At 38.7% G+C, this 26,409-nt stretch carries 28 protein-coding genes; 10 read left to right on the top strand and 18 right to left on the bottom strand.

What is annotated here, in order from left to right; translation table 11 throughout:
- The 13 genes from H4O18_RS12600 to H4O18_RS12660 all read right to left on the bottom strand — a co-directional run bounded on the left by H4O18_RS12600 (position 1) and on the right by H4O18_RS12660 (position 13,350).
- Entirely contained in the window at positions 1-1,278 is a 1,278-nt protein-coding gene (locus tag H4O18_RS12600; RefSeq protein WP_187585110.1) for a beta-ketoacyl-[acyl-carrier-protein] synthase family protein, read from the bottom strand.
- Positions 1,275-1,724 carry a 3-hydroxyacyl-ACP dehydratase FabZ family protein gene (locus tag H4O18_RS12605; protein WP_187585112.1) on the bottom strand — a complete coding sequence of 150 codons (450 nt, stop codon included), beginning with the start codon at positions 1,722-1,724 and terminating at the stop codon, positions 1,275-1,277. Before H4O18_RS12605 ends, H4O18_RS12600 begins: the two co-directional genes overlap by 4 nt.
- 81 nt (positions 1,725-1,805) lie before the next feature.
- On the bottom strand, positions 1,806-2,861 hold the full coding sequence (locus H4O18_RS12610) for a type III polyketide synthase (protein WP_187585114.1): 1,056 nt from the start codon (positions 2,859-2,861) through the stop codon (positions 1,806-1,808).
- A 10-nt stretch (positions 2,862-2,871) separates the two neighbouring features.
- Positions 2,872-3,579 (bottom strand): methyltransferase domain-containing protein, encoded by a 708-nt coding sequence (locus H4O18_RS12615; protein ID WP_246474249.1) that lies wholly within the window; start codon positions 3,577-3,579, stop codon positions 2,872-2,874.
- Positions 3,576-4,700 (bottom strand): NAD(P)/FAD-dependent oxidoreductase, encoded by a 1,125-nt coding sequence (locus H4O18_RS12620; protein WP_187585118.1) that lies wholly within the window; start codon positions 4,698-4,700, stop codon positions 3,576-3,578. The genes H4O18_RS12615 and H4O18_RS12620 overlap by 4 nt, the downstream gene beginning before the upstream one ends.
- Positions 4,701-4,772: 72 nt before the next feature.
- Positions 4,773-5,468, bottom strand: a complete 696-nt coding sequence (locus H4O18_RS12625) for a YiaD family glycine zipper/OmpA-like lipoprotein (protein WP_187585120.1) — start codon at positions 5,466-5,468, stop codon at positions 4,773-4,775.
- A 120-nt stretch (positions 5,469-5,588) separates the two neighbouring features.
- A complete protein-coding gene (locus H4O18_RS12630; protein ID WP_187585122.1) occupies positions 5,589-6,086 on the bottom strand; it encodes a lipocalin-like domain-containing protein in 498 nt (165 codons plus the stop codon).
- Positions 6,087-6,439: 353 nt separating this feature from the next.
- Complete coding sequence (locus H4O18_RS12635; protein ID WP_187585124.1) at positions 6,440-6,817, bottom strand: hypothetical protein; 378 nt, start codon at positions 6,815-6,817, stop codon at positions 6,440-6,442.
- Positions 6,818-6,819: 2 nt separating this feature from the next.
- Complete coding sequence (locus H4O18_RS12640; protein ID WP_187585126.1) at positions 6,820-7,239, bottom strand: GreA/GreB family elongation factor; 420 nt, start codon at positions 7,237-7,239, stop codon at positions 6,820-6,822.
- 22 nt (positions 7,240-7,261) lie between these two features.
- Positions 7,262-8,545, bottom strand: a complete 1,284-nt coding sequence (locus H4O18_RS12645; RefSeq protein WP_187585128.1) for a Glu/Leu/Phe/Val family dehydrogenase — start codon at positions 8,543-8,545, stop codon at positions 7,262-7,264.
- Between the two features lie 360 nt (positions 8,546-8,905).
- Positions 8,906-10,243 carry a sigma-54-dependent transcriptional regulator gene (locus H4O18_RS12650; RefSeq protein ID WP_187585130.1) on the bottom strand — a complete coding sequence of 446 codons (1,338 nt, stop codon included), beginning with the start codon at positions 10,241-10,243 and terminating at the stop codon, positions 8,906-8,908.
- Between the two features lie 5 nt (positions 10,244-10,248).
- Complete coding sequence (locus tag H4O18_RS12655; protein ID WP_187585131.1) at positions 10,249-11,340, bottom strand: sensor histidine kinase; 1,092 nt, start codon at positions 11,338-11,340, stop codon at positions 10,249-10,251.
- A 33-nt stretch (positions 11,341-11,373) separates the two neighbouring features.
- Positions 11,374-13,350: an alpha-ketoacid dehydrogenase subunit alpha/beta gene (locus H4O18_RS12660; protein WP_246474251.1), complete on the bottom strand. Its 1,977-nt coding sequence runs from the start codon at positions 13,348-13,350 to the stop codon at positions 11,374-11,376.
- Positions 13,351-13,478: 128 nt separating this feature from the next.
- On the opposite strand from H4O18_RS12660, the gene H4O18_RS12665 reads away from it, so the two are divergent.
- The 6 genes from H4O18_RS12665 to H4O18_RS12690 all read left to right on the top strand — a co-directional run bounded on the left by H4O18_RS12665 (position 13,479) and on the right by H4O18_RS12690 (position 18,405).
- Complete coding sequence (locus H4O18_RS12665) at positions 13,479-14,429, top strand: isopenicillin N synthase family dioxygenase (RefSeq protein ID WP_187585133.1); 951 nt, start codon at positions 13,479-13,481, stop codon at positions 14,427-14,429.
- 76 nt (positions 14,430-14,505) lie between these two features.
- Entirely contained in the window at positions 14,506-15,111 is a 606-nt protein-coding gene (locus tag H4O18_RS12670) for a DinB family protein (RefSeq protein WP_187585135.1), read from the top strand.
- A 110-nt stretch (positions 15,112-15,221) separates the two neighbouring features.
- A complete protein-coding gene (locus H4O18_RS12675; protein WP_187585137.1) occupies positions 15,222-15,551 on the top strand; it encodes a translation initiation factor in 330 nt (109 codons plus the stop codon).
- Positions 15,552-15,624: 73 nt separating this feature from the next.
- Positions 15,625-16,557, top strand: a complete 933-nt coding sequence (locus tag H4O18_RS12680) for a DUF1835 domain-containing protein (RefSeq protein WP_187585139.1) — start codon at positions 15,625-15,627, stop codon at positions 16,555-16,557.
- Position 16,558: 1 nt separating this feature from the next.
- Positions 16,559-17,440, top strand: a complete 882-nt coding sequence (locus H4O18_RS12685; RefSeq protein ID WP_187585141.1) for a nucleoside phosphorylase — start codon at positions 16,559-16,561, stop codon at positions 17,438-17,440.
- A 119-nt stretch (positions 17,441-17,559) separates the two neighbouring features.
- Positions 17,560-18,405, top strand: coding sequence for a substrate-binding domain-containing protein (locus H4O18_RS12690; protein WP_187585143.1), 846 nt, complete (start codon positions 17,560-17,562; stop codon positions 18,403-18,405).
- Positions 18,406-18,455: 50 nt separating this feature from the next.
- Here H4O18_RS12690 and H4O18_RS12695 read toward each other — a convergent pair whose 3' ends face one another.
- Both H4O18_RS12695 and H4O18_RS12700 read right to left on the bottom strand, forming a co-directional pair.
- Positions 18,456-18,872, bottom strand: coding sequence for a response regulator (locus tag H4O18_RS12695; RefSeq protein ID WP_187585145.1), 417 nt, complete (start codon positions 18,870-18,872; stop codon positions 18,456-18,458).
- 224 nt (positions 18,873-19,096) lie between these two features.
- Positions 19,097-19,762: a uracil-DNA glycosylase gene (locus H4O18_RS12700; protein ID WP_187585148.1), complete on the bottom strand. Its 666-nt coding sequence runs from the start codon at positions 19,760-19,762 to the stop codon at positions 19,097-19,099.
- A gap of 254 nt (positions 19,763-20,016) precedes the next feature.
- Between H4O18_RS12700 and H4O18_RS12705 the strand changes: the two genes are divergently transcribed.
- Genes H4O18_RS12705 through H4O18_RS12715 form a run of 3 tightly spaced genes read left to right on the top strand, consistent with a single transcriptional unit; the run spans position 20,017 to position 21,553 of the window.
- The gene (locus H4O18_RS12705; RefSeq protein WP_425489137.1) at positions 20,017-20,559 is read left to right on the top strand and encodes an RNA polymerase sigma factor; all 543 of its coding nucleotides are present in this window, start codon (positions 20,017-20,019) and stop codon (positions 20,557-20,559) included.
- Positions 20,560-20,592: 33 nt separating this feature from the next.
- Positions 20,593-21,111 carry a hypothetical protein gene (locus tag H4O18_RS12710; protein WP_187585150.1) on the top strand — a complete coding sequence of 173 codons (519 nt, stop codon included), beginning with the start codon at positions 20,593-20,595 and terminating at the stop codon, positions 21,109-21,111.
- A complete protein-coding gene (locus H4O18_RS12715; protein WP_246474255.1) occupies positions 21,101-21,553 on the top strand; it encodes a hypothetical protein in 453 nt (150 codons plus the stop codon). The genes H4O18_RS12710 and H4O18_RS12715 overlap by 11 nt, the downstream gene beginning before the upstream one ends.
- Before the next feature lie 57 nt (positions 21,554-21,610).
- On the opposite strand, the gene H4O18_RS12720 is transcribed toward H4O18_RS12715, so the two are convergent.
- Positions 21,611-22,642 carry a WD40/YVTN/BNR-like repeat-containing protein gene (locus tag H4O18_RS12720; protein ID WP_187585152.1) on the bottom strand — a complete coding sequence of 344 codons (1,032 nt, stop codon included), beginning with the start codon at positions 22,640-22,642 and terminating at the stop codon, positions 21,611-21,613.
- 71 nt (positions 22,643-22,713) lie between these two features.
- Here H4O18_RS12720 and H4O18_RS12725 point away from each other — a divergent pair, with 71 nt between their 5' ends.
- The gene (locus tag H4O18_RS12725; RefSeq protein ID WP_187585154.1) at positions 22,714-23,931 is read left to right on the top strand and encodes an RsmB/NOP family class I SAM-dependent RNA methyltransferase; all 1,218 of its coding nucleotides are present in this window, start codon (positions 22,714-22,716) and stop codon (positions 23,929-23,931) included.
- A 70-nt stretch (positions 23,932-24,001) separates the two neighbouring features.
- Here the strand turns inward: H4O18_RS12725 and H4O18_RS12730 are convergent, their stop codons facing one another.
- Positions 24,002-24,442: a hypothetical protein gene (locus H4O18_RS12730; protein ID WP_187585156.1), complete on the bottom strand. Its 441-nt coding sequence runs from the start codon at positions 24,440-24,442 to the stop codon at positions 24,002-24,004.
- Positions 24,443-24,541: 99 nt separating this feature from the next.
- Complete coding sequence (locus H4O18_RS12735) at positions 24,542-26,353, bottom strand: acyl-CoA dehydrogenase family protein (protein ID WP_187585158.1); 1,812 nt, start codon at positions 26,351-26,353, stop codon at positions 24,542-24,544.
- Positions 26,354-26,409: the final 56 nt, after the last annotated feature.

Consider the following 26,409-nt stretch of genomic DNA (forward strand, 5'->3'; position numbering starts at 1 on the left):
TTACCTCTTTTTATATTCCTTAAAGATAATACAGGCATTTACATCTCCAAACCCAAAACTTGCTTTTGCAATTATTTTTGGTCTATGCGCAATCGTTTTTCGCGGAATTTGGGAAACATCCACCAATTTCAGGATATCGGGATGTATATCTTGACAGTTTCGATTACCAAAGACCACCCCCGCTCTATATTGCAATAGACTTGCTACACATTCAACGCTTCCCGCTGCAGCCAGACAATGACCTACCATTCCCTTTGTAGAATTTATAAACGGGAAATCCTTACCTGAGCGCTTTAAAGCCTCACTCCAATTTTTTATTTCTTCAGCATCCTTGGAGGTCGCGGTTAAATGGCCATTAATTACATCCACCTCTGACCTCTCTATTCCGGCATCGGACAATGCATCTAAAATACAGCGTTGGACCGCCTCACTATTCGGCGCCGTCATACTCCCTGCGCCACGCTGTCCACCACTGTTTACTGCACCACCTAGAACTTCTGCGTAAATCTTGGCTCCCCTATCCAGGGCACTACCCAGGGACTCCAAAACCAAAGCTCCTGCCCCACTTCCTGGGACAAAACCCGCTGCTGTGGCACTCATTGGCCTGCTGGCTTCCTCTGGGTCATCATTATAATTGGAAGGAAGTATGCGCATGGCGTCGAAGCCACCCCAAATATATGGGCCACTGTCATTACAACTCCCAACCAACATCTTCTTGGCCTTTCCTGACCTAATACGTTCCAATCCCATAATAACCCCCTCTGTCCCTGTTGCACAGGCCGATGAATTGGTGGTCACTTGATTCCCGCATCCCAAAATCCCTCCCAGATAAGCACTTATGCCACTGGCCATGGTCTGCATAACGGAATTACTGCCCAAACGCCTGGTGTTATTGTCATCTATTAAATAAATAGATTCCCTGAGCTTGTCTATTCCCAAAATTCCAGTGCCAAATATAATACCACTGTCCCAATCGGGTTTATCCTTATTTGCCTTGCCCAAACCAGCATCCATCCACGCATCAGTTCCCGCCATGACCCCATAAACCACGCCACTTGAATTCAAACCCTTAAGCTGTAAAGGTGTAAAGTAGGATTCTTTTAAACTTTCAGATATTTCAGGCTTCCCGGCGATTTGACATCCGAAGCCCAAGTCCGCCAACTCCTGATGAAATGTAATTCCACTTGCTCCGCTTTGCAGTGAATCATAAAAATTATACAAGCCTACCCCATTGGGAGCACATACACCAAGTCCAGTTACCACTACACGCGTGTTCATATATCACTATTCTTTAGCATCCCGGACAACACCCCCTTGCAAACCAACTGAGCTTGTTGATTATACATCTTCACTTCGCATTTCAATTTATTAAATCTAAAATAAACCTTATTCGATTTTACCGTTACTTTTTCCAAAGGATAAACCGGTAATAAAAATTGCATCTCGGAACTACTTAGGGCCACTTGAAAATTCCCGGTAGTTTCTTCTTGACCATCCAACAAGTATATCCCCAAACATACCAAACCGATCTGCGCACAACATTCGGTCAGAATTACTCCAGGAGTAACAGCATGCTCCTTAAAGTGTCCCATATAAAAAAACTCATCCTTTTTAAAAGTGTAGCTACCTTCAATAGTGTTTTCCGTTACCGATTGAAGTCCGTCAACAAATAAAAAAGGATCGGTGTATGGCAATTTTTTAATTATATTATTGATATATAACATTTAAATTCACTTTATTTAAACTATCACTTTAATTTTATGGACAAGTATCACCAATCTAAAACCCATCAATTTAAGCCTCGATTACCATTCCAACAATATCCGTTGGGCAGAAAATCCAGGGCCAAAACTCAGCAACAAACCTTGCTCCCCCTTAGGAATACCTTTATCCATAAAGCGCTCCAAAACATAAAGCACAGTTGCGCTGCTCATATTGCCATACAATCGGAGCGTTTCTCGGGTATCGTCCAAATTCTTGCCCAATTTACCAAAGAGGCTTTCCACAGTCTCCACAATTTTCTTTCCCCCTGGGTGAAATATTAAATGGTCGACTTTTTCAATAGAACTACCATTGCGCTTCAAAAAAGGATGAACAATATCGGGGAAATGTTCGGAAATAACTTGTGGCACAAGGGGATCTAAAATCATTTTTAGTCCCGTATTGGTCAAATCAAAACCCATCAGCTGCGTAGCATCCGTAAAATGATACATTTCTTCGCCGACAATCCTGGGACCGATTGCTTCTTTTTCCGAGGAAACCAACGCACATGCCGCTCCGTCGCCAAAAATTGCGGCACTTACTACATTTGCCATAGAATAATCATTGAGTTGAAATGTAGCGGTGGGACTTTCAACAGCAACTATGGCCGCTCTCTTTCCGGGATTGGATTTAAGAAAATTACTAGCATAAATTAGACCTGAAATACCTGCCGCGCAGCCCATCTCCGTAACGGGCAAACGGATAATATCATGCCTAAGATCTAAATCATTTATAAGGTAGGCGTCCAAAGAAGGAATCATGATTCCAGTACAACTAACTGTTATAATATAATCCAGACTGTCCGGACTCCAACCGCTTTTGACTAGGGCCTGCTCCAATACCGTCCTTCCCAGTTTCCTAACTTCTCGGATGTAAACATTATTTTTCTCTTCAAAAGAGGTTACTCCAAAAACCTCTTCTGGACTCATAATGCTGTATCGTTTATCTACTGCCGCCCCTTCAAAAATTTTAAGTACTTTTCGCTGAAACCGCGTATCCTGACCCTTCATCCATTCTTCCACAAAAGGCAAAATATCCTTGGTGTTTCTGCTGTATTCCGGTAATGCTTTGGTAACCGTAACTATCTTGGTTTCACTCATATGGTGTATTTTATTCCTTAACACGTATAATCCATAAATATCGAAACGCCCATCTCCAACTTATATGGTGTTCTAAATTGGGTAGATTAATGGAAAAAGCTACTAAATCCATTTTCGTAAATGCGCTTTTTATGGAAACTAAGCCATCATGCTTAGCAATCTTTGTTTTCATAAAAATAAGGCTAAAGAGTTTATAAAGATAATAGGACACTTTACTTCTGTGTAAATCATTTATAACGACCCCCAATCTGCTCAGTTTTACAAATTGATTAAGAAAAATAGGAATTTTCTCGGAATCAAAATGATGCATGGTCAAGGTGCAAAGAAGAATATCACATTGTAGTTTGTTGGGTTCCAACGCAAGGATATCCTGTTCCAAGAATCTTATATTGGGGTATTCCTTGGAATTCTCTTTAGCGAGTTGAATGGACCTTGAATTTAAATCGATCCCAATCAGATTTAAATCAAAGGACCTACCCTTAAAATAAGAAGCAACTTCTCTCAACATGGCCCCATCCCCACAACCCATATCTAAAATGGTATAGGAATTCTGATGGTTATCTTCGATGATACTATTTATAGCTCTCAGAGAAAGGTAGAAACCTTTTAAAACCTTATTGACCATATTTATGTCCGCATAAACCTCCTGCAAAAGCAAGGAATCCAAATTGGGATCATCCATTAGCTCCCTCTCACAACTACGGCTCGAAAAATTCATTCGCATTCAATTAATTGTCCATGGGTATTCTTAATTAGCATATTCACCATATATGGAGACTTTGCCATTATACCCATAGCCATATATGAGACTTTTTCGTTCAGTAAAGCCCTTTGAAGCTGCCTGCCCAACCATAGCCTCCTGGAAAACATTTGTCTCCACTGCCTTTCATAGTCACTTTCCAATTGATGCCGATTTACAGAACCATTCCTAAAAAAAACATCCAATGATTCCGAGGCCATTTTTGCACTATGAATCGCCATAGCCATACCATTCCCGCACAAGGGATGTATTAAGCCCGCGGTATCTCCACACATAAGGATATGTTCTTCCACAGGTTTTTTTTTGTGAAATGAAATCTGCCCTATGGCCAGTGGTTGATCAAATAGCATCTCGGCATTATCTAGAAAATTATTCAAATAGGGGTTCTTAGCAATAACATTCTGATTAAAACTATCAACATCCTTCTCTTTTTTAAAGCTATCATAGGAAACCAGATAACAGAAATTAACAGCACCGCTCTCTGTCTTGGACAGACCGCCGTAACCGCCTCTGAAATTATGGATCGCCACCAGATTATCAGGAAAGGAATCTAACTTATAATGGGCTTTCACCCCCAACCAGGGGGACTTTTTTTGTATAAATTCGCGCTGTAATTCTTTGTCCAAAATCCCTCTTTTACCATAAGCGCCAATCACAAATTTTCCCGTATATTTTTTCCCCGACGCTGTAAAAACTCCAAAGCTGTCATTTTCAAATTCCACTGAGGTTACATTTTCGGGAATAACAAAAACCCCCAAGGCAATTGCCCTTATATATAAAGCGTTATCAAAAGTATACCTGCTAATACCAAAGCCGCCTAATGGCAATTGAGCCTTCAATGTTTTACCATTTACGGTACTAAACAACATTTTATTGATCTGAACTGTTCGTGGCAACAAAACCCCTAAAAATGCCATATATGGCAATACTTCGTTGGAAACATACTCTCCACAAACCTTATGATGGGGATATTGCCTAGCTTCAAAAACCGCCACATTGTAGTTTTTTAGTTTCAAATGAATGGCAGCCGTTAATCCGGCCAGACCTCCTCCAACAATTATAACATCAAAAGAATCCATTAAGAAAAGGTACAGAAAATAAACAAAAAACCCGACGAATATCGCCGGGTTTTATATAAGTGTAAGCCGTTTTTATTTTTTGGCTTTCATAAGCGCTTCTTGTTGCAAAGCCTCATTGGCTACAATCACCAATTCTACCCTACGGTTTTTAGCTTTTCCGGCAGTGGTGCTGTTATCAGCTTTAGGCTGGGATTCACCATACCAAGCAGTAGTTAATCTATTTTTGGAGATTCCGTTGCTAGTTAGGTAATTGGTCACAGACTGTGCCCGTTGCTTGGATAGATTTAAATTGTAATCATCTGGTCCCGCACTATCGGTATGACCTTCAACTAAAATATTGGTGTCAGGATATTCTTTCAAAATACCAACCAATCTGTCCAATGTTGAAGCGGAAGTACCTTTAACATCAGATTTGTTGGTATCGAAATACACACCTGCATCCTCATTAAAAGTTACATTTATTCCTTCACCAACCCTAGTAACTTCTGCACCTGGAATTTCTTCCTCTATACGTTCGGCCTGGCGATCCATTCGATCACCTATATAACCACCGGCAACACCACCTACCACAGCTCCAATTATGGCACCCAAAGCAGTATTACCACCCTTTCCTACATTGTTACCCAAAACACCACCAATAACTGCGCCACCGGCAGCACCCGTTGCTGCACCTCTTTGCTTATGGTTGGTGTTCTTAACTGCCTGACAGCTACTGAATGTAGCTAAAATCATTATAATGCTTAAACTACTTACTATTATTTTTTTCATCTGAATTTATTATTTAATGTTAGTCCCTATTATTAGGGTCTCATACCTCCATCTATACAGAAACTATGCCAATCGCCACTTGTCCCGATATCCGTGTGAAGGTGTCTTCAATATTGTTGTTTATAAATTTTGGTCGTTTTTTGAAAAGTCGTATACCACAGTCAACGGTTGTCCCTCAACAGTAACTTTTGAGGTCAACCTCATTTGTTGTTCGCTTAGCAGTTCAATGTCCAACCTATATCCTAGACCCCCGGATATATCCTTGTATTTATCATCAATGAATTTAAATTGCAATTGACTCGTCATGCCTTCCCTGTCAACAACAGACCAACGGATAAAGCGCTCTGCCCCATCACAATTACTACCGTTTCCCAACATGTAGCTACCAGTACTGTTATTATTTCTAAAAAACCAGGTACTGCCCTCAAAACAAGAGGCATCGGCGTCATTAAATAATACGGATTTAAATTTCCCCTGACTTCCTTGATAGGAAACATTGTTTAAAACCCAATTACCACTTAAAACATTCCTATCCTGTCTGGCCGCCTTGGAAACGGAACAGGAGGTAACAAGACCAGCTGTAAACACTAGCAATAATATAACCTTTTTTAAATGCATAATTTTCATATTTATTATTTGAACATATATACGTTGAAACTGGAATAAAAGTATGTGTCAAGTTCTAATAATGTGAACATAAAAACTAAAACCTTAAAGCACAGTACTCTTTCCTAAAATATTATTTTCAAAACTATTGTAAATGGGAACAATGGGTTTGCTCCAAAAGAAATTTTATTGACTTTACCGAAGCGCGTTTAGTCAAAAAAGTAGAAGATTCCATCTGCTTGGCCTATGAAGTAGGAAAACGGTATTCTTTCTAAAAAAAACAAGGGAAAGCATTGCTTTCCCTTGTGCATTAACAGTCAAAACTCTAATATTAAAACCAACAAACAGACTGTTAACAACCAACATTATAATTCCACCAATATCATCGTATATAATTCTTCTTTTAATTTGTGAAAAGACTCCAAAATAGACGCATATAAATTGCGGTACTCCTCATGCTTGTTTATATAGTATATATCACACTCCATATCTTCACATTCATGTAAATTCACCATGGAATTCTTATATTTATAAAAAACGCCCAAATGCAATTTGTTTTCCAGGGCCAATTCATTTAGTTTATTAACCATGTCCTCGCCATTGGACAACTTCTTCGCTATATTTATTAATATCACAAGTTCCTCTCCATTGCCAACTAGATGAACAATCCAGTTGTTTAACTCCAGTGCATCTTTTTTGGCAATTAACCTATCATCCGAATCATGTTCATAAAATACCTCCATAATTACAACAAGATATCAGAGTTAATCGTGCTATGTTGTTGCTTTACATCGGCAACCTTAAGGGTTTGTTCCCCATTTCTAAACTCCCAGATAATATCGTCCCCCTTGGCATAACCAATAACTGCAGCACCCATAGGGGTTAAAATGGATATTTTACTATTTTTAAAATCTCCTTGTGATGGAATTACCAACTGAAATTGTTTGGACCATCCGTTGACGGCCTGGATAGTTACCATTGAATTAAACCTAATAACATCTTTTGGCATTTCCTCCTCATTATAAACTACTGCGGACGTTAACTCCTCGGTTAGCTTATTAATGGAATTCTTATAGGTGTTATCGGTATAAAACCCAGATACATTTACCAAACGCTTTAAAAGGACAAATTCCTTCTCTTCCAGCACTAAATTTCCGTACTTCATAATATTGTGATTTTATAATAATTTATGGAAATATTCCTCTTTGAACATAGGCCTTTTCTATTCTTTCTATAGCGATGATATAGGCTGCTGTCCTCATATCCCCGTCTCTTTTTTCGGCCATCTCATATACCTTTTCAAAGACTTCCTTCATTTTCTTTTCCAACTTGAACAACACTTCCTCCAATTGCCATAGCTCCCCATTTCTATTCTGTAGCCATTCGAAATAACTACCTATGACACCGCCCGAGTTACAGAGAATATCCGGTATTATTCCAACGCCGTTTTTAAGCAAAATTTCCTCGCCTTCCACATCCGTAGGACCATTGGCACCCTCGGCAATTAAAAAAGCCTTGATCTTTCCTGCATTTTCGGCTGTGATTTGATTGCCCAAGGCCGCTGGTATACAGATATCGCAATCCAATTCAAAAAATTGATCTTTATCAATGGCTTCCGCTGAGCTATAGCCCATTATGCTGCCTTTGTTAGTTTGCATATACTGGAACAATGTGGAAACTGCAATGCCCTCACCATTTGTAATGCTGCCATAGGCATCCTGTACACCCACTAATTTAGCTCCCTCGTTCTCCAGGAAATGGGCCGTCCAATAACCAACATTACCAAAACCTTGTACTATGAACCTCTTGTTCTTTAGGTCAATTTTTTTCTTTTCGGCCCATAATTTTATATTCAGAAAAACTCCATAGCCTGTAGCCCTATCCCTACCTTCCGATCCTCCGGAACCCAAGGGTTTTCCCGTAACCACGTGCTGATTCTTAGACCTTTCGGCCGGAGATTTTGTGGACATATACGTATCCACGATCCAGGCCATAGTCTGTGAATTGGTGTTCACATCCGGTGCCGGAATATCATGCTCTGGACCAATATTATCGCCCAAAGCGTATGTAAATCTTCTTGTAATCCTTTCCAATTCCGCATTGGAATATTTGGAAGGATCAATCTGTATTCCTCCTTTTGCCCCACCATAGGGCAGCCCTGCCAAGGAGGTTTTCCAGGTCATCCACATAGCTAAAGCCTTGGCCGCATCTATATCTACCGTAGGATGATAGCGAAGTCCACCTTTATATGGCCCCAAGGCGTTATTGTGCTGTACTCGGTAGCCTGTAAAAACCTCAACATCCCCATCATCCATTTTAACAGGGAAATGTATAAGCAGTTCATTATTGGTAATACTTAGTATTTTTCTAATATTACTGTTTAAATTAATAATATCGGCAGCATGGTTGAATTGACGCATCACGTTTTCCAACATGCCTTGTTTCGACTCTATTTTTGACTTTGTAATCATAAAATTCTATTTAGAATAATCTTACTTGACTTTTAAAAACCAATTGACCTCTATTGCCTACCATTCCTGAATCCGCTGATTCATATTCGTTGCATTGCCAAATATGGGTCTTGTTTTTGGTGAGTACACAAGTTTTAAAATACTCACAACTCGGACATAAACTAGTTTCATCTCGCATAGCAGTGTAATTTAGAATTAGGTTGAAGGCAACTAGAATGCCAAAAAATATGGATAGTGAATACAAAACACGTAAGTAACTACAAATCAACAAATTGACCTGCATTTAATGAAAACTACTTAAATATAATTCAGGGATATTTTCCCCAGATGGGTAATATTTCCCCACTAAAAAAAATGGAATTATTGAATTTTTTGACGCAGCGTTTTGCGATCGATCTGTAGAATTTCCGCTGCCTTGGATTTATTATGGCCGGTTGCCTCCAGGACCTTTAGGATGTGCCTTTTTTCAACTTCCCTCAACGGCAGCAAATCATCTTCGGGAAAATCTATTTTATACTTCAAATTATCCGGTAAATTTTCTATTTCTATTCTTCTATCGCACATAATTACCGCTCTTTGAATTACGTTTTCCAACTCCCTAATATTTCCCGGCCACGGGTAACGTTTCAAGAGCGCTAGGGCTTCAGGAGCAATAGTAACCAACCTATCCTTATACTCCACCCCGTATTTGAACAAAAACTTCTCAACCAATAGAGGTATGTCCTCTTTGCGCTCCTTGAGCGATGGAACATTTATTTCCACCACGGTTAATCTGTAATAAAGGTCTTCCCTGAACAATTTCTTCTGTACTTGGGAGTACAAATTACTGTTAGTAGCTGCAATGACTCGGATATCTATTTTTTCTATTTTTTGGGAACCTACTTTTACCACCTCTTTTTCCTGAAGAGCCCTTAACAATTTGGATTGGACAGAAAGTGAGGCATTGCCTATTTCATCCAAAAAAAGCGTGCCCTTGTCGGCGGCTTGGAAAAATCCGTTTCGGTTTTCATCGGCACCGGTAAAAGCTCCTTTGGCGTAACCAAAAAGCTCGGCTTCCAAAAGACTTTCGGGAATAGCACCACAATTCACTGCTACAAAAGGGGATCTGGAAAATTTCCCCGTATAATGCACAGATCTGGCCACCAATTCTTTTCCTGTACCACTTTCCCCTTGAATCAATACCGTAGCCTTATTGTCTTTCACCCTATCTACAATATCGGTCACCTTTTGTATGGCCTGGGACTCCCCTATTAGCTCACCATAATCACCAACATTATTATTTTTAGAGGTTCTATTATTATTATTGGAACGGTCTTTATTGACAGAATTGTGCGAGAACGATTTTATGACTGCTTGCCTTAATTCCTCCTTGGTAAAAGGTTTTACCAAGTAATCCAAAGCCCCCGATTTTATCACACTCAAGGCATCATCAACCGATGGATAACCCGTAACGACCAATTTTGGTAGCTTTGGATAATGTTCGGACACGTATTTAACCAATTGCAATCCATCTACATCGGGCATCTTAAGATCTGTGATCAAAAGGTCTATTTTGGAATCTTTTAGGATAATCAGGGCTTCCTTAACAGAGACCGCTTTGTAAGTATGGTAATTAAAGGATTGTAGGTGTCTATGAATGAGCTCCAGTATATTTACATCATCATCTACGATCAGTACATTTTCTTTATTAAAACCCATATTTTTTAAATTTTTGGAAAAGCAATGGTAAATATAGTCCCTTTAGGTTTGTTGGACCTATAGCTTATAACGCCTTTATGACTTTTAACTATACCGTGTACAACACTTAAACCCAATCCAGAGCCTTCTCCAACAGGCTTGGTACTATAAAAGGGTTCAAAGATCTTATCACTGATTTTTGGGTCAATTCCAGGTCCTTCATCCGATATTCTTATTTCTACCTTATCATCGGTTTCCTTTACATCGATCAGAATTTTTCCCTTGACCGGTGAAAAATATATTGCATTTAGAATCAAATTAAAAATAACCTGGGTCAATTGAATGGTATCTACCCTTAGAAATATAGATGGTGCATTAAAATTGAGTTCATGTACAATTTTCTTTTTGTTAAGACTTGGTTCCATTAAATTAATGGCATTGACAATTATTGGGTTTATATTCACCAAAGTCATTTGTTGGGGCATCTCACAAGCAAAGAACATTAATTTTTTAACCACCTCCCTGGAGAATATGGCACTATTTATAATTTTATCCAGGTCCTTATTAGCTTGAGTGTCCTCGGCTATCCGCGTTTTTAATAATTCTGCAAAACCCAGTATATTCGCCAAAGGGGTATTTAGCTCATGGGCAATACCAGCGGTAATTTCGCCTAAAATCCCTAGGCGGTCCGCTCTTTCCATTTGACGTTTTATAATTATCTCATTGTCCTTTATTTGCTTTCTCTCCAAAAGATTACCTACTTCCAGACATACGTTTTTCAGCAATTTTTTTTCTTCCTGCAAAAAATCGGTTAATTTGTATTCTGGCTTGGGATAAGCCACATGTATTTCCCCAACTTTCTTATTAAATACTTGCACATTGGCTTCCAAGAAAACAGCATCAACGGGGTAATCTGCCGTTGCTATATTATACTGGTCCGTGAAGAGTTTTACTTGTGCTACATCGCTGAAACGCCAAGCCTTCTGCAAACAATATAGAATACCTTTTAGGGCGTCTTCAATTTGGTCATAGTCACAATTAACAATAATGGAAGTTACCTCATATAAACAAGTAAGCTCCTTAATTCGCTCCTTGAGCTTTTCTTCCGCTGAAATCATCTGTATTATAGATATTTTATTTCTAGAAAACCTTTAATAGGCCAACAACTTAAATAGCTCATTTACAAATCGCGCTTTTGGCAAATAATTATTTTCCAAATTTTTGGCAAATGGAATTGGGGTCTCCAAACTGGCTACCCGCATAACTGGAGCATCCAAGAATTTAAAACAGTTTTCCATTACCAAGGCTGAAATATCACTTGCTACTCCCCCAAACAGACTATCTTCCTGTAGGATAATGAGTTTGCCGGTCTTTTGTACGGAGGTATAAATAGCATCCATATCCATGGGCTGTAAGGTTCTTAGATCCAACAGATCGGCCTTAATATCTGGATTCTCATTTAATGCATCCAAGGCCCAATGTACTCCTAGTCCATAACTAACTACGGTAATATCCGAGCCTTCTTTTAAGATGGCAGCTTTACCAAAAGGCAAGGTGTAATAATCCTCTGGCACTTCTTGATAAATACTCCTGTAAAGTCCCTTGTGCTCAAAAAATAATACTGGATTGGGGTCGTTTATGGAAGTGGCCAAAAGACCTTTGGCATCATAGGGAAACGCTGGATATACCACTTTTAAGCCTGGGGTCTTGGTAAACCAGGCCTCGTTGGTCTGGGAGTGAAAAGGCCCAGCACCTACACCGGCACCGCAGGGCATCCTTATGACTACATCGGCATTTTCTCCCCAGCGGTAATGCACCTTTGCCAAATAGTTTACGATTGGATTAAACCCCGTACTCACAAAATCTGCAAATTGCATTTCCATTACCGATTTCACTCCGTTTATAGAGAGCCCCATGGCCGCGGAAACCACAGCTGATTCACATATAGGGGTATTTCTAATCCGCTCTTTCCCGAAGGTTTGCACAAAACCCTCCGTAATTTTAAATACACCTCCATAATCCGCAATATCCTGGCCCATAACAACAAGGTTATCATGCCTATCCATGGATTGTTTCAGTCCTTGGGACACGGCATCTATCAATCTAATGTTACTGGTGGCGGAACTATGGTTATGTTGCTGATAGTCAAATACTTTATAAACATCCCCTAACTCTTTGGTTTGATCTACCTCTATTTCCTGCTCCGAAAAAGCCTTCTTTAAATCATAGTCGATTTCAGCATAAATTTCATTTTTAAGGGTTTCTATCAAATGTGCGGAAAGAATCTTTTCGTCCAACAGAAATTTTTCGAAATTTACGATTGGATCTTTTTCCTCCCAAGCGTCCAATAATTCCTGGGGTACATACTTGGTCCCACTCGCCTCTTCATGGCCTCGCATCCTGAACGTTTTAAATTCCAACAGAACAGGTCTTGGATTTTTGCGCATACTTTTGCAAATCTCATCAACCATAGAAAACACTTCCAGTATATTGTTTCCGTCCACAATATGCGATTCCATTCCGTAGCCTGGACCCTTATCCGCCAAATTTTCACATTTATATTGTTCATTTGTTGGTGTAGACAGACCATACCCGTTATTTTCAATACAAAACAATACAGGCAAATTCCACACAGCAGCAAGGTTTAACGACTCATGGAAATCGCCCTCACTAGTGCCTCCCTCTCCTGTAAAAACTGCAGTAACCCTTTTATTGTTTTTAAGAAGGTCTGCAAGTGCAATCCCGTCCGCTACACCCAACTGGGGGCCCAAGTGGGAAATCATCCCCACAATTCTATACTCCTGGGTCCCAAAATGAAAACTTCTATCCCTGCCATTGGTAAAGCCATTGGCTTTTCCCTGCCATTGGGAAAAAAGTCTGTGCAAGGGAATGTTCCTCGTAGTAAAAACCCCTAAGTTACGGTGCATGGGCAATATATACTCGTCTGGGGTCAAAGCACTTGCCACTCCGACAGATATCGCTTCTTGGCCAATACCACTGAACCATTTCGAAATTTTCCCTTGGCGAAGGAGAATCAACATTTTTTCCTCAATCAAACGGGGTTTTAACATTCGTTGATAAAGTTTTAATTGCATGGCCTTATCAACACTATCGCCTTTATATTGCATGTTATGTTTTTATACTTTTTGTCGATATTAATTTATAAATGTAACAAATCGGAAAAACAAAGTCGAATATTTTTTCAATAAGATTGCCTATATATTTATTAACTTTGAGGTAATAAAAAATAAGGTTGATGAACGCAATACCCAGTGTAAATCTTGAAGATTTCATATCCGGCGATAAAAAAAGAAAAGAAAAATTTATAAAGGAAATAGGCAGTGCCTTTGAGGACATTGGTTTCGTGGCTTTGAGCGGTCATTTTTTGTCCGAAAAATTGGTCGAGGACCTTTATACCGAAATAAAGAATTTTTTTAATCTTCCCCAGGAAGTCAAAGACAAATATGAAATTCCTGGCATTGGAGGGCAAAGGGGGTACACATCCTTTGGAAAAGAACACGCAAAAGGAAGAAAGGAAGGCGATTTAAAGGAATTTTGGCATTTTGGACAATATGTAGAGAATAACCCAAAACTGGAAAAAGCATATCCCCCTAATGTAAAGGTCGAGGAGTTGGATCATTTTGATGAGACGGGCAAAAAAACCTATAAAATGTTGGAAAAAACGGCAAAATATGTTTTGCGTGCGCTTGCCCTGCATTTGGAACTCGACGAAACCTATTTTGATGAGTACATTAAAAATGGCAACTCCATCTTAAGGCCTATTCACTATCCCCCTATTAAGGAAGAACCAAAAAATGCGGTAAGAGCTGCGGCCCATGGTGATATTAACTTAATTACCCTTTTAATGGGAGCCCATGGAAAGGGCCTTCAAGTTAAAAATCATGAAGGAGAATGGGTAGATGCCATAGCCAAACCCGATCAACTGATGATCAATGTAGGTGATATGCTATCCCGTTTAACCAATAATAAATTAAAATCCACCATACACCAGGTGGTTAATCCTCCCAAGGAGTTATGGGGCACCTCCAGATATTCCGTGCCCTTTTTTATGCACCCCATTAGCGAAATGCCATTAAATTGTTTGGGAAATTGTGTGGATGACGAACATCCAAAACAATTTGAGGATATTACCGCTGGGGACTTTTTGCATGAAAGACTGATAGACCTGGGCTTAATAACGAAGTAGATTAAAATTAATCCATGCTTTATTTATGCCATAGGTAGTGATTAATCTTTAGTATTAACATTTCAACATGGACACTATGAAAAAATTAATTTTATCAATTGTTGTATTGACAGTTTTAGCATTTGGGGTAGTTAAATCTACCCTTACAGATGCGGAGAGGGAATTTGCCGTTAAAGAAATGACAAAATCCCATGATCATTTTTTAAATACCTTGGAGGGGTTGAGTGAGGCACAGCTCAACTACAAAATAACCGATGACTCATGGTCCATTGCGGAATGTGCAGAACATATCGCAATCTCCGAAAATATGATCTTTGGTATGCTCCAAGCCACTTTGGCCAATGAAGCGGATCCATCCAAACGCTCTGAAGTAAAAGTCTCCGATGAACAATTAATTGCCATGATTGAAGATCGTAGTAATAAAGTAAAAACAGGAGAGGCTTTTGAACCATCAGGGAAATACGGTAGTTTTGAAGAAACAGTCGCAGAATTCAAATTCAAAAGAAAGGAGCATATAGATTATGTAAAAAGCACCCAGGATGATCTGCGAAATCGCTATCAACAGCTTCCGTTTGGAACCGTTGATGCCTATCAAATTCTTCTTTTTATGTCTGGCCACACGGAAAGACATATAAAACAAATGGAAGAAGTAATGGATGACGAGGATTTTCCAATGGAATAAATTGGGAAATTATAGACTTACAACCCATTCCAACAAATTGAAGTTTTGCGAAGAATGGGTTTTTATTTTTGCCTTGAAATACTATTTTAGCATAATTTTTAGAACTTACAATGGACTTAAAAGATCAATTAAAGAATCTATTTCCGGATCACACGCCATCGGAAGACGACCAAAAAAAGAGTATTGAAAATGATATTTGGTTACAGGAGGCCCCCATCATTTGCAAGTATGAAAAAAGGAAGGGAAAGCCCATTACCATTTTAGAGGGGTACACCGGAGCTGATGAGGATTTTAAAAAATTAGCCAAAGAGCTGAAAACCAAGCTTAGTGTAGGCGGGAGCTTTAAAGACGATTCTATTATAATACAAGGGGATTATAGAGATAAAATAATGAAAATATTACAGGAAAAAGGATTTAAGGTAAAACGCGTTGGAGGTTAGATTTTTGTTAATTATTTTTTGATTTTAAGATAAAACACTACATTTATTAGCCACAACCTAAACCACCACTACAATGAGTTCCCAATTACACATTACGAACGGCGACATGTTCACCGGAAAATTAAGAACCCTGAAATTGGACGGGGAAATTATTACATGGCGCGAAATGCTGTGCGAAGGTAAGACGGAAACTAATGTGGGGAGCGAATCATTCTGGAAAACGAGGTTTGAGTTTTTAAACAAAAACTATAAAGTATCCAAGTCTTGGTTCATTGATAAGACTTTAAAAGAATACCGTACCTTATGTAATCACAAGAAGGAAGACAGTATAGTCCTATGGTTCGATTACGATTTATTTGATCAAATAAATATGTTGGCCGTAATAAGTTGGCTAAAGACACATAGACCTTATGCCGAAATTTCCTTGGTATCCGGTAATGAGGACGAAAATTTGGATAATTTGTTCGGACTTGGGGAATTGGCGGATGAACAACTTCACAAGTTTTACACCAATCGTACTCTTTTAACGCAAGACGATATAGAATATGCCGATTATGTTTGGCAATTGTATTGTAGTGATAACCCTATTAGATTGGAAAATCTAAAAGACTTTGACAGTTTTCAATTTTCCCACCTTTCCGGGGCTATAGAAGCCCATTTATTTAGATTTCCAACTATTAGAAATGGCCTCAATGAAGTAGAAAATAATATTTTGCGATTGGCCCGTAGCGCCAAGCCTAAAACCAAACTGGAATTATTGAATACGGTTTTAAAAAATCAAGGCCGTTACGGTTTTGGCGACACCCAATACGAGCGTGTTATAACCAAATTAAGGCCACTCTTCACTAATTTCAGCCCCGTAAAACTTTCTAAAAAAGGTATGGAAATTTTGGATGGTAAAACCAGCTATTATTCCTGTATCCAAGAAAATGATGCCTATTTGGGCGGTGCATTAAAATATAATTTTCTATATAACTCTGAAACGGACCGCATTCTAAAATTATAAAATGAAATTTGGTTCTTCAGAGCTAATCCTTAACGCAGACAAAAGCGTATACCACCTTAATATATTACCCCAGGACCTAGCAGATACCGTAATCACTGTTGGCGACCCCGATAGGGTAAAGCTCGTTTCCCAATATTTTGATAAGATCGACTTAAAAAAAGGAAAGCGCGAATTCCTTACCCATACCGGATGGATAAACAATAAACGTATTACCGTAATTTCAACTGGAGTTGGCACTGACAATATAGATATTGTGCTAAATGAGCTGGATGCCTTGGCAAACATAGATTTTGAAACGAGGACTATAAAAAAGGTCAAGAGGCAATTGGATATTATCCGAATCGGCACTTCTGGGGCCATACAACCAGATATTCCCGTAGATTCCTTTCTGATGAGCGAATACGCTATTGGCCTGGACGGTCTACTGCATTTTTACGACAGCTTACATATTCAACACCCACAGATACAGCAAGCATTTTTAAAGCATACCAATTGGCTTAAGGATAAATCCACACCTTATGTGGTTACCTATGGCAAATCACTGGCTCAAAGATTTATGTCGGACAAAATCCAACTGGGATTTACTGCTACAAATGTTGGCTTCTATGGCCCCCAAGGACGTATTTTACGCCTAAAATTGGAAGATGAAAATATGAACGCCAAATTGGCCAGCTTTAATTATGATGACAAGCGCATCACCAATTTGGAAATGGAAACCTCAGGAATTTATGGTTTGGCAAAACTATTGGGGCATCGGGCTGTATCCCTGAACTGTATTGTTGCAAACAGGCCCAATGGTAAGTTTTCTACTAGACCGGATTTGGCAATGGACGAATTAATTAAGTTTACCATGACCAAAATAGCAGAAGAATTTATCGATTAATATTTATTAAATTATTGATTAAAAAAGTTTTACCATGTACAATCTACGATAAAAGTTAAACTGTTAATTGGTGAATAACACCTGGAGATAAGTTGACAAACTATATAAAAAAAGTTGATTTGAAAAATGTAAATATTATTGGTGTTCCCGAACACTTTAATTTTCCTTGGCAGCTGGCAATCGAAGAAGGAGCTTTCGAAGCTAGGGGCATAAACTTGCAATGGAAAGATATTCCAGAAGGCACCGGTAAAATGGCACAATTGTTAATGGACAATGAAACCGATCTGGCCATTATCCTGACCGAAGGGATTGTAAAAAGTATTACTGAGGGCAATCCTTCGAAAATAGTACAGGAATATATAGCTACTCCCCTTTTATGGGGAATCCACGTGGCTGAAAAAAGTGGCTACAGCACACTAAAAGATTTAAAAAATAAGACCGCAGCCATAAGTAGATATGGCAGTGGCAGTCATTTAATGGCTTACGTAAATGCCCAAAAGCAGGGATGGGCTACTAAAGATCTGAAATTTGAGGTAATTAATAATCTGGATGGTGCGGTGGCTTCTTTAACAGAAGGTAAGTCGGATTATTTTATGTGGGAAAGATTCACCACAAAACCGTTGGTGGACCAAGGCATATTTAGAAGAATTACAGACTGTCCTACCCCATGGCCTTGTTTTGTAATTGCCGCAACGGACCAGTTTTTGGCAGAAAACCCTGGTACCTTGGCTCATATTCTGGAGATAATTAATGTATACACTTCCGATTTTAAACGAATACCCAGTATAGATCGTACTTTGGCCAATACCTATAACCAGCAGTTGGAGGATATTCAACATTGGTTATCGTTAACGGAATGGGGACAAAAGAATATTGGTAAGCACAATTTGGAATTGGTACAAAACACCTTAAAGGACTTAAAACTTATTGAAAGGATAGTTCCTAGTTCAGAGATAATTTATTAGAAAAATTTAAGTGCACCCAGTAATATATTGATTTACATCCCAGCTAACCTCTAGTCGTAAAAATAGGACTGAATTATGCTTCTAAAGTTAATATCGGATAAAGGTTTGTGTAGGCACTCTTTGACTTGGGGATTGGACAAGGCCTTATAAGTTACTTCTTCACATCCATTTGCAGTTAATACGGCTATAACTATCTTTTCTTTTTCTTCTTGTCTAAAAAGGATATTAAAAGCCTCCAAAAATTGCCATCCATCCATTACTGGCATTTCAATATCCAGTATCAACAGAAAACTTCCCGGATCTATATCATTAATATTTTTCTCTATGAAATCTAAAGCTCTATGTCCGTCCGTAACAGTATCTATTTCTAGATCTGGAATTAGTTTTTTTAAAAAAAGTTTATTTAGCATATTGGTCGTTCCGTCGTCATCAACCAATAACACCCATTTTAATCTAGTAGAATTCATTAACTTATTAATCTTTAAAATCAAATGTGCTTTTTTAAATTATGTTAAATAGATCTAACAAAAAATACAAATATAGATTTAGTTAATAGTACATTAACACTTTTGGATAAAAAAATCATATAAATATTCTTTCGTTACCTCGTAATTAGAAAAGACGTTTTGAAGCACCTTGGCTCCCTTTCAACCGATTGGATTATTTCAAAACCAATTTTACAAAACGCGCATTACCAGTTAATTGGTTGTTTTTCATTTTCCATTAATATTCTATTCGTTTTACTAAAATGCTTGTTGCCAAACCAATATCCCCTATTGGCACTTAAAGGGGACGGATGTCCGGAAGTTAAAATATAATGCTTTTTGGCATCGATCAACTTTGCCTTCTTCTTAGCAAAACCGCCCCATAACAAAAATATTAAGCCCTCTTTTTCTTCCGATAATTTTTGAATAACGGTATCCGTAAAGGTTTCCCATCCTTTGTTCTGGTGACTACCAGCTTCATGCGCCCTCACCGTCAGAGTAGCATTCAGCAACAAAACCCCTTGGTCTGCCCAACGTTCCAGATTTCCACTCTTAGGATATGGGGTTCCCACATCCATTTCTATTTCCTTAAAAATATTAATCAGGGAAGGCGGATGTGTTACACCCTCATTTACGGAAAAACAAAGTCCATTTGCCTGTCCGGGGCCGTGATAGGGATCCTGTCCTATTATTACCACCTTGGCATCCATCAAATGACAATGGTCAAATGCGGCAAAAATATCGCTCTCCTTTGGAAAACAGGTCCGATCAATATACTCTTGTTCAATAAAACTGGTCAGGGATTTAAAATAAGGCATATTAAATTCCTTGGACATAAGACTGTACCAACTATCATGTAATTTAAATGTCACTTATTATGTTATTTTAAGGATTAACACTTATTACATTCTCGAATTAATTAGCACCTATATAGTCCCTTATCACAAGGAATAACATCAAAAATAGGTAAAAATGAAGACATTTATTTATAAATAGCAGTAAATTAGAAAATTAGCATAGTCGCTGATCTTGATTATCTTAGGTATCAAAATGAAAGAATTAATGAAACTGTAAATAAACCTTTTACAATTTTTATAGTCAAATAATGGAACTTAAGTCCAAAATGTTGATTGCAGAAGAAACTCTTGTAATACAATTAAAGCATAAAGACCATCAGGCGAAGGCTTTTGAGGTGTTGGTGAACACCTACAAGGAACGTCTGTATTGGCATATTAGAAGAATTGTTTTAAACCATGAGGATACGGATGATGTACTGCAAAATACTTTTATAAAGGTGTTCCGCAATATAGATGGCTTTAAAGGTGACAGCAAATTATATTCTTGGATGTATAGGATAGCAACTAATGAAGCCCTGACATTTTTAAAATCCAAATCGCAAAAACTTAAGGTGAGTAATGAGAAGTTAGTAAATAAGGCGGTTGAAGATTTACGGGCGGACGTTTATTTTGAAGGCGATGAGTTTCACCATAAATTACAAATGGCGATCGCAACCCTTCCTGAAAAACAAAAATTAGTCTTTAATATGAAATATTTTCAGGAATTGAAGTACGAGGAGATTTCAGAGATATTGGAGACCAGCGTAGGTGGGTTAAAAGCCTCCTATCATTTGGCTTCAAAAAAGATTGAAGCTTTTTTAAAAGAAAACTAAACCTTTTATATTGTTCAAGGTCAAACTATTGAAATGAATAAAATAGATAAAAATAACAGCTTTAAAGTACCGGATGGTTATTTCGATACCCTATCTGCCAATATTATGGACAAGATTTCCAAGGAGGAAACCACTATGTCTCCAAAGGAAGGTTTTAAAGTACCTGAAGGTTATTTTGATAATCTAAACACCCAAATTTTACAAAAACTGGAAAACTCACCGGTGGAGACAAAAGTAATCCCCCTCAAGTCCTATAAAAAACACTTTTATGCAGTTGCCTCCGTTGCGGCAGTATTACTGCTTTTCGTTGTAATTCAATTCAATAGTAATACAACACTGTCATATTCGGATTTGGCCAATTCCGATATTGAGCAATATTTCGAATTTAATGACCTGGAGCTTTCCTCCTACGATTTGGCGGAAATACTTCCTATAAATGACATGGACCTCAACGATATCCTGGAAAACAGACTGGATAATGATAATATCATAGATTACCTAGACACCCATATTGAAGATTTTGAAGATTTAAATTTGCACAATGATGATTAAAAAAATAAAAATACTTGCCCCTCTCCTATTCCTTGCGGCTACCTTATCTCTAAGCTCCCAAGAAAAACAGGATTGGGAAAAAATAAAATCCCTGAAAGTAGCTTTCATTACAGAAAGACTGGAGCTTACTCCTAAAGAAGCCCAAAGTTTTTGGCCCATATATAATGAACATCAATCTAAAAAGGAGGGGTTTTTCAGAGAAGAGCGCTTTGAAATAGGTACCGAAATAAAAAATTTGGATGCCCTTTCGGACGCCAAGGCCAGCGAACTTCTTAGCCGTATGCTGAAGTTGGAGGAAGAAAAACACAAGGCGGAAAAATCCTATATCGAAAAAATATCCAAGACCATTTCGGCAAAAAAGACCATTTTATTGATGCGTACAGAAGAGGATTTCAAACGTCAATTAATAAAACAATATAGACAGAGAAGAGGTAGTAAATAGAAACTGCTTTTTCTAAGGTTTTAGTATATAGAAAATTAACAACAGCCCTTCTGTAGTCTAATGAAAAATTAGTTTTGCAATTCTATTTTTCCCTGCTGCATATGCAATAGAATCGTTTAGGAATCTCAAGGTATAAAAAGACTCATCCGAAAGTTGTTTCCAGGTCTCTCCGGCATCATGGGAATGAGCAATACCATTAAATCCTATGGCTATAAGGGATTTACCCTCTGAATTTGGTACAAATTGAACACAGCTTCTAAAGTCAGGTAATTTTCCATTGGCAATCAGCTTCCAGGTTTTACCGCCATCCGTGGTAATTGCCTTATTGGCATCATCTATTTCGGGCTTGGTATAGTCTCCACCAAATACAACACCTAAATTTTCGTCATAAAAATCAATGGAGTAAATACCTTGTGTGGGTTCTGAACTTTCTATTGGGGTTTTTATCACGGTCCAAGTAAACCCCTTGTCCTCAGAGTAATACACATTTCCGTTGGTAGTAACTATCCATGCCTTATTGCCAAGCACCTTAATATTGGTGTTACTAGCGGCAAAAGCTCCTTCTCCCGATTCCGATTTGGGCAAGGAAGAACAAGGTAGTTTATTCCATGTATTACCGCCATCCCTGCTAATGATTACTGAAAGACACCCATTCATACTATCTCCTATGGCAATCCCCTCCTGATTGTTCCAAAAGGCCATAGCATCATAGAATACATTGTCGTCCTCTTCTTTATAAACCAGTTCCATATCTCCGCTATCGCCAGTCTTATACAATAAGGCCGGATTTCCCACCGAAAGCATAAAAAAATCTGCTGCATTTTGTGCTACAGCCCGAAATTCAGGTAGAATGCTATCATATTTTTGGGTATTGACCCGTACTTTATTGGTCTTAAGGTCTACCAATCCAAAAGCGCCCTTATTGGCCGCGAACGCCATATTGCCACCATCCATAATTTGAATAGCCCTAAAACTCAATGAATCCGTATAAATGGTCTCCACTTCCACAGTAGTGAACTTGCTCGTTTCTTCCTTTTCGGAACATGAGCTTAAAATAAAGAGTATAAGAATCACCAAATAATTTCGCATGGTTATAATTTTCATCAAAAATAATAGGAATAGGTTCTAATACAATACCTTTGCAATCTTAATTTTTTAAAATGCGATTACATAGAAATCTAGTGTTTGCGGTTGTTGATGCGTTAAATTTTATATTTAATGAAGGTGAATACGCAGATAAGGTAGTAGAAAAAGTATTAAAATACGACAAGCGATGGGGTGCCCGGGATAGAGGATTTATTGCAGAAACCACTTATGAAATGGTACGCTGGAAGCGATTATATGCTGAGATAGCTGAAGTAAAAGCACCGTATAGCAGGCCCAACCTATTCAGAATGTTTGCCGTTTGGGCCGTTCTTAAGGGAATTAAACTACCTGATTGGAAACAGTTGGAACCTACCCCGGAAAGAAGGATAAAAGGAAAATTTGATGAACTATCCAAAATACGAAAATACAAGGAATCTGTTCCCGATTGGATGGACGAGCTTTGTTCCAAATCATTGGGCGAAGCACTATGGACCAAAGAAATTCATGCCCTAAATGAACAGGCAGAAGTGATTCTTAGGACAAATACCTTAAAAACAACCAAGGATAATTTAAGTAGTGCCCTCCATGAAGCCGGAGTGGAAACAGAGTCCATAAAAGGGTATCCTGATGCTTTACGTCTAAAGGAGCGCTCAAATGTATTTATAACCGAGGCCTTTAAGAATGGCTGGTTCGAGGTACAGGATGCCTCTTCCCAATTGGTAGCGCCATATTTGGACGTTAAGCCGGGTCAACGTGTGGTAGACACCTGTGCCGGAGCTGGAGGAAAAACCTTGCATTTAGCAGCACTCATGGAAAATAAAGGCCAGCTGATCGCCTTGGACATCTATGGAAACAAACTAAAAGAACTTAAGCGAAGAGCCAAACGAGATGGTGCCCATAACGTGGAAACAAGAACCATAGAATCCACCAAAGTCATTAAAAAGTTATACGACTCCGCAGATAGGGTACTAATAGATGCCCCATGTACCGGATTAGGGGTCCTAAAAAGAAACCCGGATGCCAAATGGAAACTTCAGCCTGATTTTTTAGATAAAATCATGGTAACCCAACAACAAATCCTCCAGGACTACAGTCGCATTGTGAAACCTGGCGGCAAGTTGGTGTATGCCACCTGTTCCATATTACCACAGGAAAATATACAGCAAGTAAAGAAATTCCTAAGTACTGAAGCTGGTAAAGATTTCAATTTGATCAAGGATGACAATATTTATGCATGCAAAACTGGTTTTGACGGATTTTACATGGCATTGCTGGAGAAAAACCCAGCTTAGTAGTTAAATTTATACGCAAAAAAAAGAGGCTGCCAATTGGAATTGGCAGCCTCTTTTTACATTTTAAAACTTATAATCCTATTCTTACACTAGGCGCACTGACCCCAATTCCAGTTCTAATTGTAGTTCTCCTAGGATAACTATTATAGCGATAAGAATCGTTATGATAATAGTAGAAGCTGGCATGGCTATGATAATGCTGACTATGATGACAATGGGCATCGCAATGATCCCTATGTTCGGCATATGCATCCCTCTTTCCTTTCATATATGCCCTATAAGCCTTTTTGTCCCTTTTTTTCAATCGGCTCTCATATTCCTTTTGTGATTCCCAGAATTCCTCCTCCTCTTGTTCTGCCAATTCCTGTGATTGCTCAAATTTGGCATCTTCCTTGGCCCTTTGTTCGTAATAGGAAAGCTTTTCCTGTTCTGAAGATTCTACTTCCTGTGCTATAGTTCCTGAAGCGGTAAAAAGCATGACTGCCAAACTTAAAAATTGTAATCTTTTCATAACTTGATTGTTTTATTTAAACCGTGATTTTTAACCCTGTTTGTATATAAAACAATCAACCTCTAATTTACCCTACTTCATTTTCCAACAAATTAGTTTTTAAAAGACCTCATTCTTGGATTTTATGGTCAGCACATCCGGATGCATCAAGGATTCCGCCAAGCTGCTCGTTTTTGGCAACTCGTACTTAAAATAGAATTTCATAGTGTGAATCTTGCTCTCATAGAAAGCTTTGGAATGGGTTTGCCCACTTTCCTCTAGATTTCGTTGTGCATGTACCGCAATATCGAGCCATAACCAGCCTAAAACGACGTGACTTAAAAATTCCATAAATAAATTCGCATCGGACAGATACCGTTCGTAGTTGCCTTTTTTGGCAAAAGGCATCAAGAAATCCAAAACCTCTTTTGTCAGTTTGATCTTGCCTCCCAATATTTTTGCCGAGGAACGCAATTCATCAAACTCCAATGCCTCTGTTATGGTATCCAATACTTCCGTCAATAATAATTCCAAAGCCTTTCCATTCTCCATGGGAACTTTTCTTCCCAATAAATCCTGGGATTGTATTCCCGTAGTGCCTTCGTAAATACTAAATATTCGGATATCCCTATAGTATTGCTGTAGAATAAAATCGGAACAAAATCCATATCCGCCCAATACCTGCACCCCATTGCTTACAGCTACAGAACCAGCCTCGGTAGGATAGGTCTTTACAATAGGAATTACCATTTCCAACAATAGACCGTACTTTTCCTTGGCTTCAGGGTCTTTGGTGGATTGAATAATATCATAATATTTGGCTGCCAACAAAACCAAACTCAGTGAACCTTCGGCAATCGCTTTTTGTAACAAAAGCATGCGCCTTACATCTGGATGTTCAATTATTAAGCAAGGTTTTTCATTGGGATCTTTTTTTCCATCGCTGGAAAGTTTTCGCCCTTGGGGCCGTTCATTGGCATACTCCAATGAAGCTTGATAGGCCGCCATACTAATTGCGGCCCCGCCCCGCCCCACACTGATCCTAGCACTGTTCATCATTAAGAACATATATTTTAAACCTTTATTCGCTTCACCTACCAACCAGCCATGGCAATCGCCGTTATCACCGAAGCCCAAATGGGTAGTGGCATATCCCTTCTGTCCCATTTTTTGAAAATCGGCCACTGTCACCACATCGTTCTGTTTTAAACTACCATCACTCTCAACCCTCAGTTTAGGCACAACAAATAAGGAAATACCCTTGGTTCCCGAAGGCGCTCCCTCAATTCTGGCCAGCAACAGATGTACTATGTTTTCTGCATATTGATGATCACCTCCTGAAATAAATATTTTTTGTCCGGATATCTTATAATGTCCTTCATCTGTTGGTGTTGCCTTGGAAGTGATATCCGATAAAGAACTTCCTGCCTGGGGTTCTGTAAGGCACATGGTCCCGCCCCAGGCGCCAGATAGCATTTTAGGAACAAAGGTTTCCTTGAGGGCATCATCGGCAAAATGAACTATTAGCTCTGCCGCTCCTTGGGTTAAACCTGCATATCCCGGTAGGTGATTGTTGGCTGCCTCCTGTATATACGCTGAGGCCGTATGGATGATAAATGGCAACTGTAGGCCCCCTTCACCATAATCAAAAGGACCTGCAATAATTCCCATGTCACCACCTTTTTTCATCATTACATCTACCTGCTTATGTACCATAATGGTACCATCCTTATATACTGCCGGTGTTTCATCCATCTCTTTGAAATAGGGAAATAATTCGCGATCGGAAAACTCCTTGATAGAATTAATAAATAGGTCCAAGGAATCTTTGTCATAATCTTGGTATCGTTCTGAAGTAAGCAGTTCCTCCACTTTATGAACTTGGTATAACAAATATTTTAAAGTTGCGATATCTACATATTCTTTTGCCATGGTAAAAACAATAATAGGTTAGTTAAGATTACAATACGTAAGATACAATTTACTCT

Origin of the sequence: Arenibacter arenosicollis (genome assembly GCF_014397245.1) — a bacterium.
In the GTDB taxonomy this organism is placed as follows: Bacteria; Bacteroidota; Bacteroidia; order Flavobacteriales; family Flavobacteriaceae; genus Arenibacter; species Arenibacter arenosicollis.

Excerpts from the sequence above, each read along its gene's own strand:
- H4O18_RS12600 (WP_187585110.1), bottom strand. The coding sequence starts at position 1,278 with ATGAACACGCGTGTAGTGGTAACTGGACTTGGTGTATGTGCTCCCAAT.
- H4O18_RS12605 (WP_187585112.1), bottom strand. The coding sequence starts at position 1,724 with ATGTTATATATCAATAATATAATTAAAAAATTGCCATACACCGATCCT.
- H4O18_RS12610 (WP_187585114.1), bottom strand. The coding sequence starts at position 2,861 with ATGAGTGAAACCAAGATAGTTACGGTTACCAAAGCATTACCGGAATAC.
- H4O18_RS12615 (WP_246474249.1), bottom strand. The coding sequence starts at position 3,579 with ATGAATTTTTCGAGCCGTAGTTGTGAGAGGGAGCTAATGGATGATCCC.
- H4O18_RS12620 (WP_187585118.1), bottom strand. The coding sequence starts at position 4,700 with ATGGATTCTTTTGATGTTATAATTGTTGGAGGAGGTCTGGCCGGATTA.
- H4O18_RS12625 (WP_187585120.1), bottom strand. The coding sequence starts at position 5,468 with ATGAAAAAAATAATAGTAAGTAGTTTAAGCATTATAATGATTTTAGCT.
- H4O18_RS12630 (WP_187585122.1), bottom strand. The coding sequence starts at position 6,086 with ATGCATTTAAAAAAGGTTATATTATTGCTAGTGTTTACAGCTGGTCTT.
- H4O18_RS12635 (WP_187585124.1), bottom strand. The coding sequence starts at position 6,817 with ATGGAGGTATTTTATGAACATGATTCGGATGATAGGTTAATTGCCAAA.
- H4O18_RS12640 (WP_187585126.1), bottom strand. The coding sequence starts at position 7,239 with ATGAAGTACGGAAATTTAGTGCTGGAAGAGAAGGAATTTGTCCTTTTA.
- H4O18_RS12645 (WP_187585128.1), bottom strand. The coding sequence starts at position 8,545 with ATGATTACAAAGTCAAAAATAGAGTCGAAACAAGGCATGTTGGAAAAC.
- H4O18_RS12650 (WP_187585130.1), bottom strand. The coding sequence starts at position 10,243 with ATGGGTTTTAATAAAGAAAATGTACTGATCGTAGATGATGATGTAAAT.
- H4O18_RS12655 (WP_187585131.1), bottom strand. The coding sequence starts at position 11,340 with ATGATTTCAGCGGAAGAAAAGCTCAAGGAGCGAATTAAGGAGCTTACT.
- H4O18_RS12660 (WP_246474251.1), bottom strand. The coding sequence starts at position 13,350 with ATGCAATATAAAGGCGATAGTGTTGATAAGGCCATGCAATTAAAACTT.
- H4O18_RS12665 (WP_187585133.1), top strand. The coding sequence starts at position 13,479 with ATGAACGCAATACCCAGTGTAAATCTTGAAGATTTCATATCCGGCGAT.
- H4O18_RS12670 (WP_187585135.1), top strand. The coding sequence starts at position 14,506 with ATGAAAAAATTAATTTTATCAATTGTTGTATTGACAGTTTTAGCATTT.
- H4O18_RS12675 (WP_187585137.1), top strand. The coding sequence starts at position 15,222 with ATGGACTTAAAAGATCAATTAAAGAATCTATTTCCGGATCACACGCCA.
- H4O18_RS12680 (WP_187585139.1), top strand. The coding sequence starts at position 15,625 with ATGAGTTCCCAATTACACATTACGAACGGCGACATGTTCACCGGAAAA.
- H4O18_RS12685 (WP_187585141.1), top strand. The coding sequence starts at position 16,559 with ATGAAATTTGGTTCTTCAGAGCTAATCCTTAACGCAGACAAAAGCGTA.
- H4O18_RS12695 (WP_187585145.1), bottom strand. The coding sequence starts at position 18,872 with ATGAATTCTACTAGATTAAAATGGGTGTTATTGGTTGATGACGACGGA.
- H4O18_RS12710 (WP_187585150.1), top strand. The coding sequence starts at position 20,593 with ATGAATAAAATAGATAAAAATAACAGCTTTAAAGTACCGGATGGTTAT.
- H4O18_RS12715 (WP_246474255.1), top strand. The coding sequence starts at position 21,101 with ATGATGATTAAAAAAATAAAAATACTTGCCCCTCTCCTATTCCTTGCG.
- H4O18_RS12720 (WP_187585152.1), bottom strand. The coding sequence starts at position 22,642 with ATGCGAAATTATTTGGTGATTCTTATACTCTTTATTTTAAGCTCATGT.
- H4O18_RS12725 (WP_187585154.1), top strand. The coding sequence starts at position 22,714 with ATGCGATTACATAGAAATCTAGTGTTTGCGGTTGTTGATGCGTTAAAT.
- H4O18_RS12730 (WP_187585156.1), bottom strand. The coding sequence starts at position 24,442 with ATGAAAAGATTACAATTTTTAAGTTTGGCAGTCATGCTTTTTACCGCT.
- H4O18_RS12735 (WP_187585158.1), bottom strand. The coding sequence starts at position 26,353 with ATGGCAAAAGAATATGTAGATATCGCAACTTTAAAATATTTGTTATAC.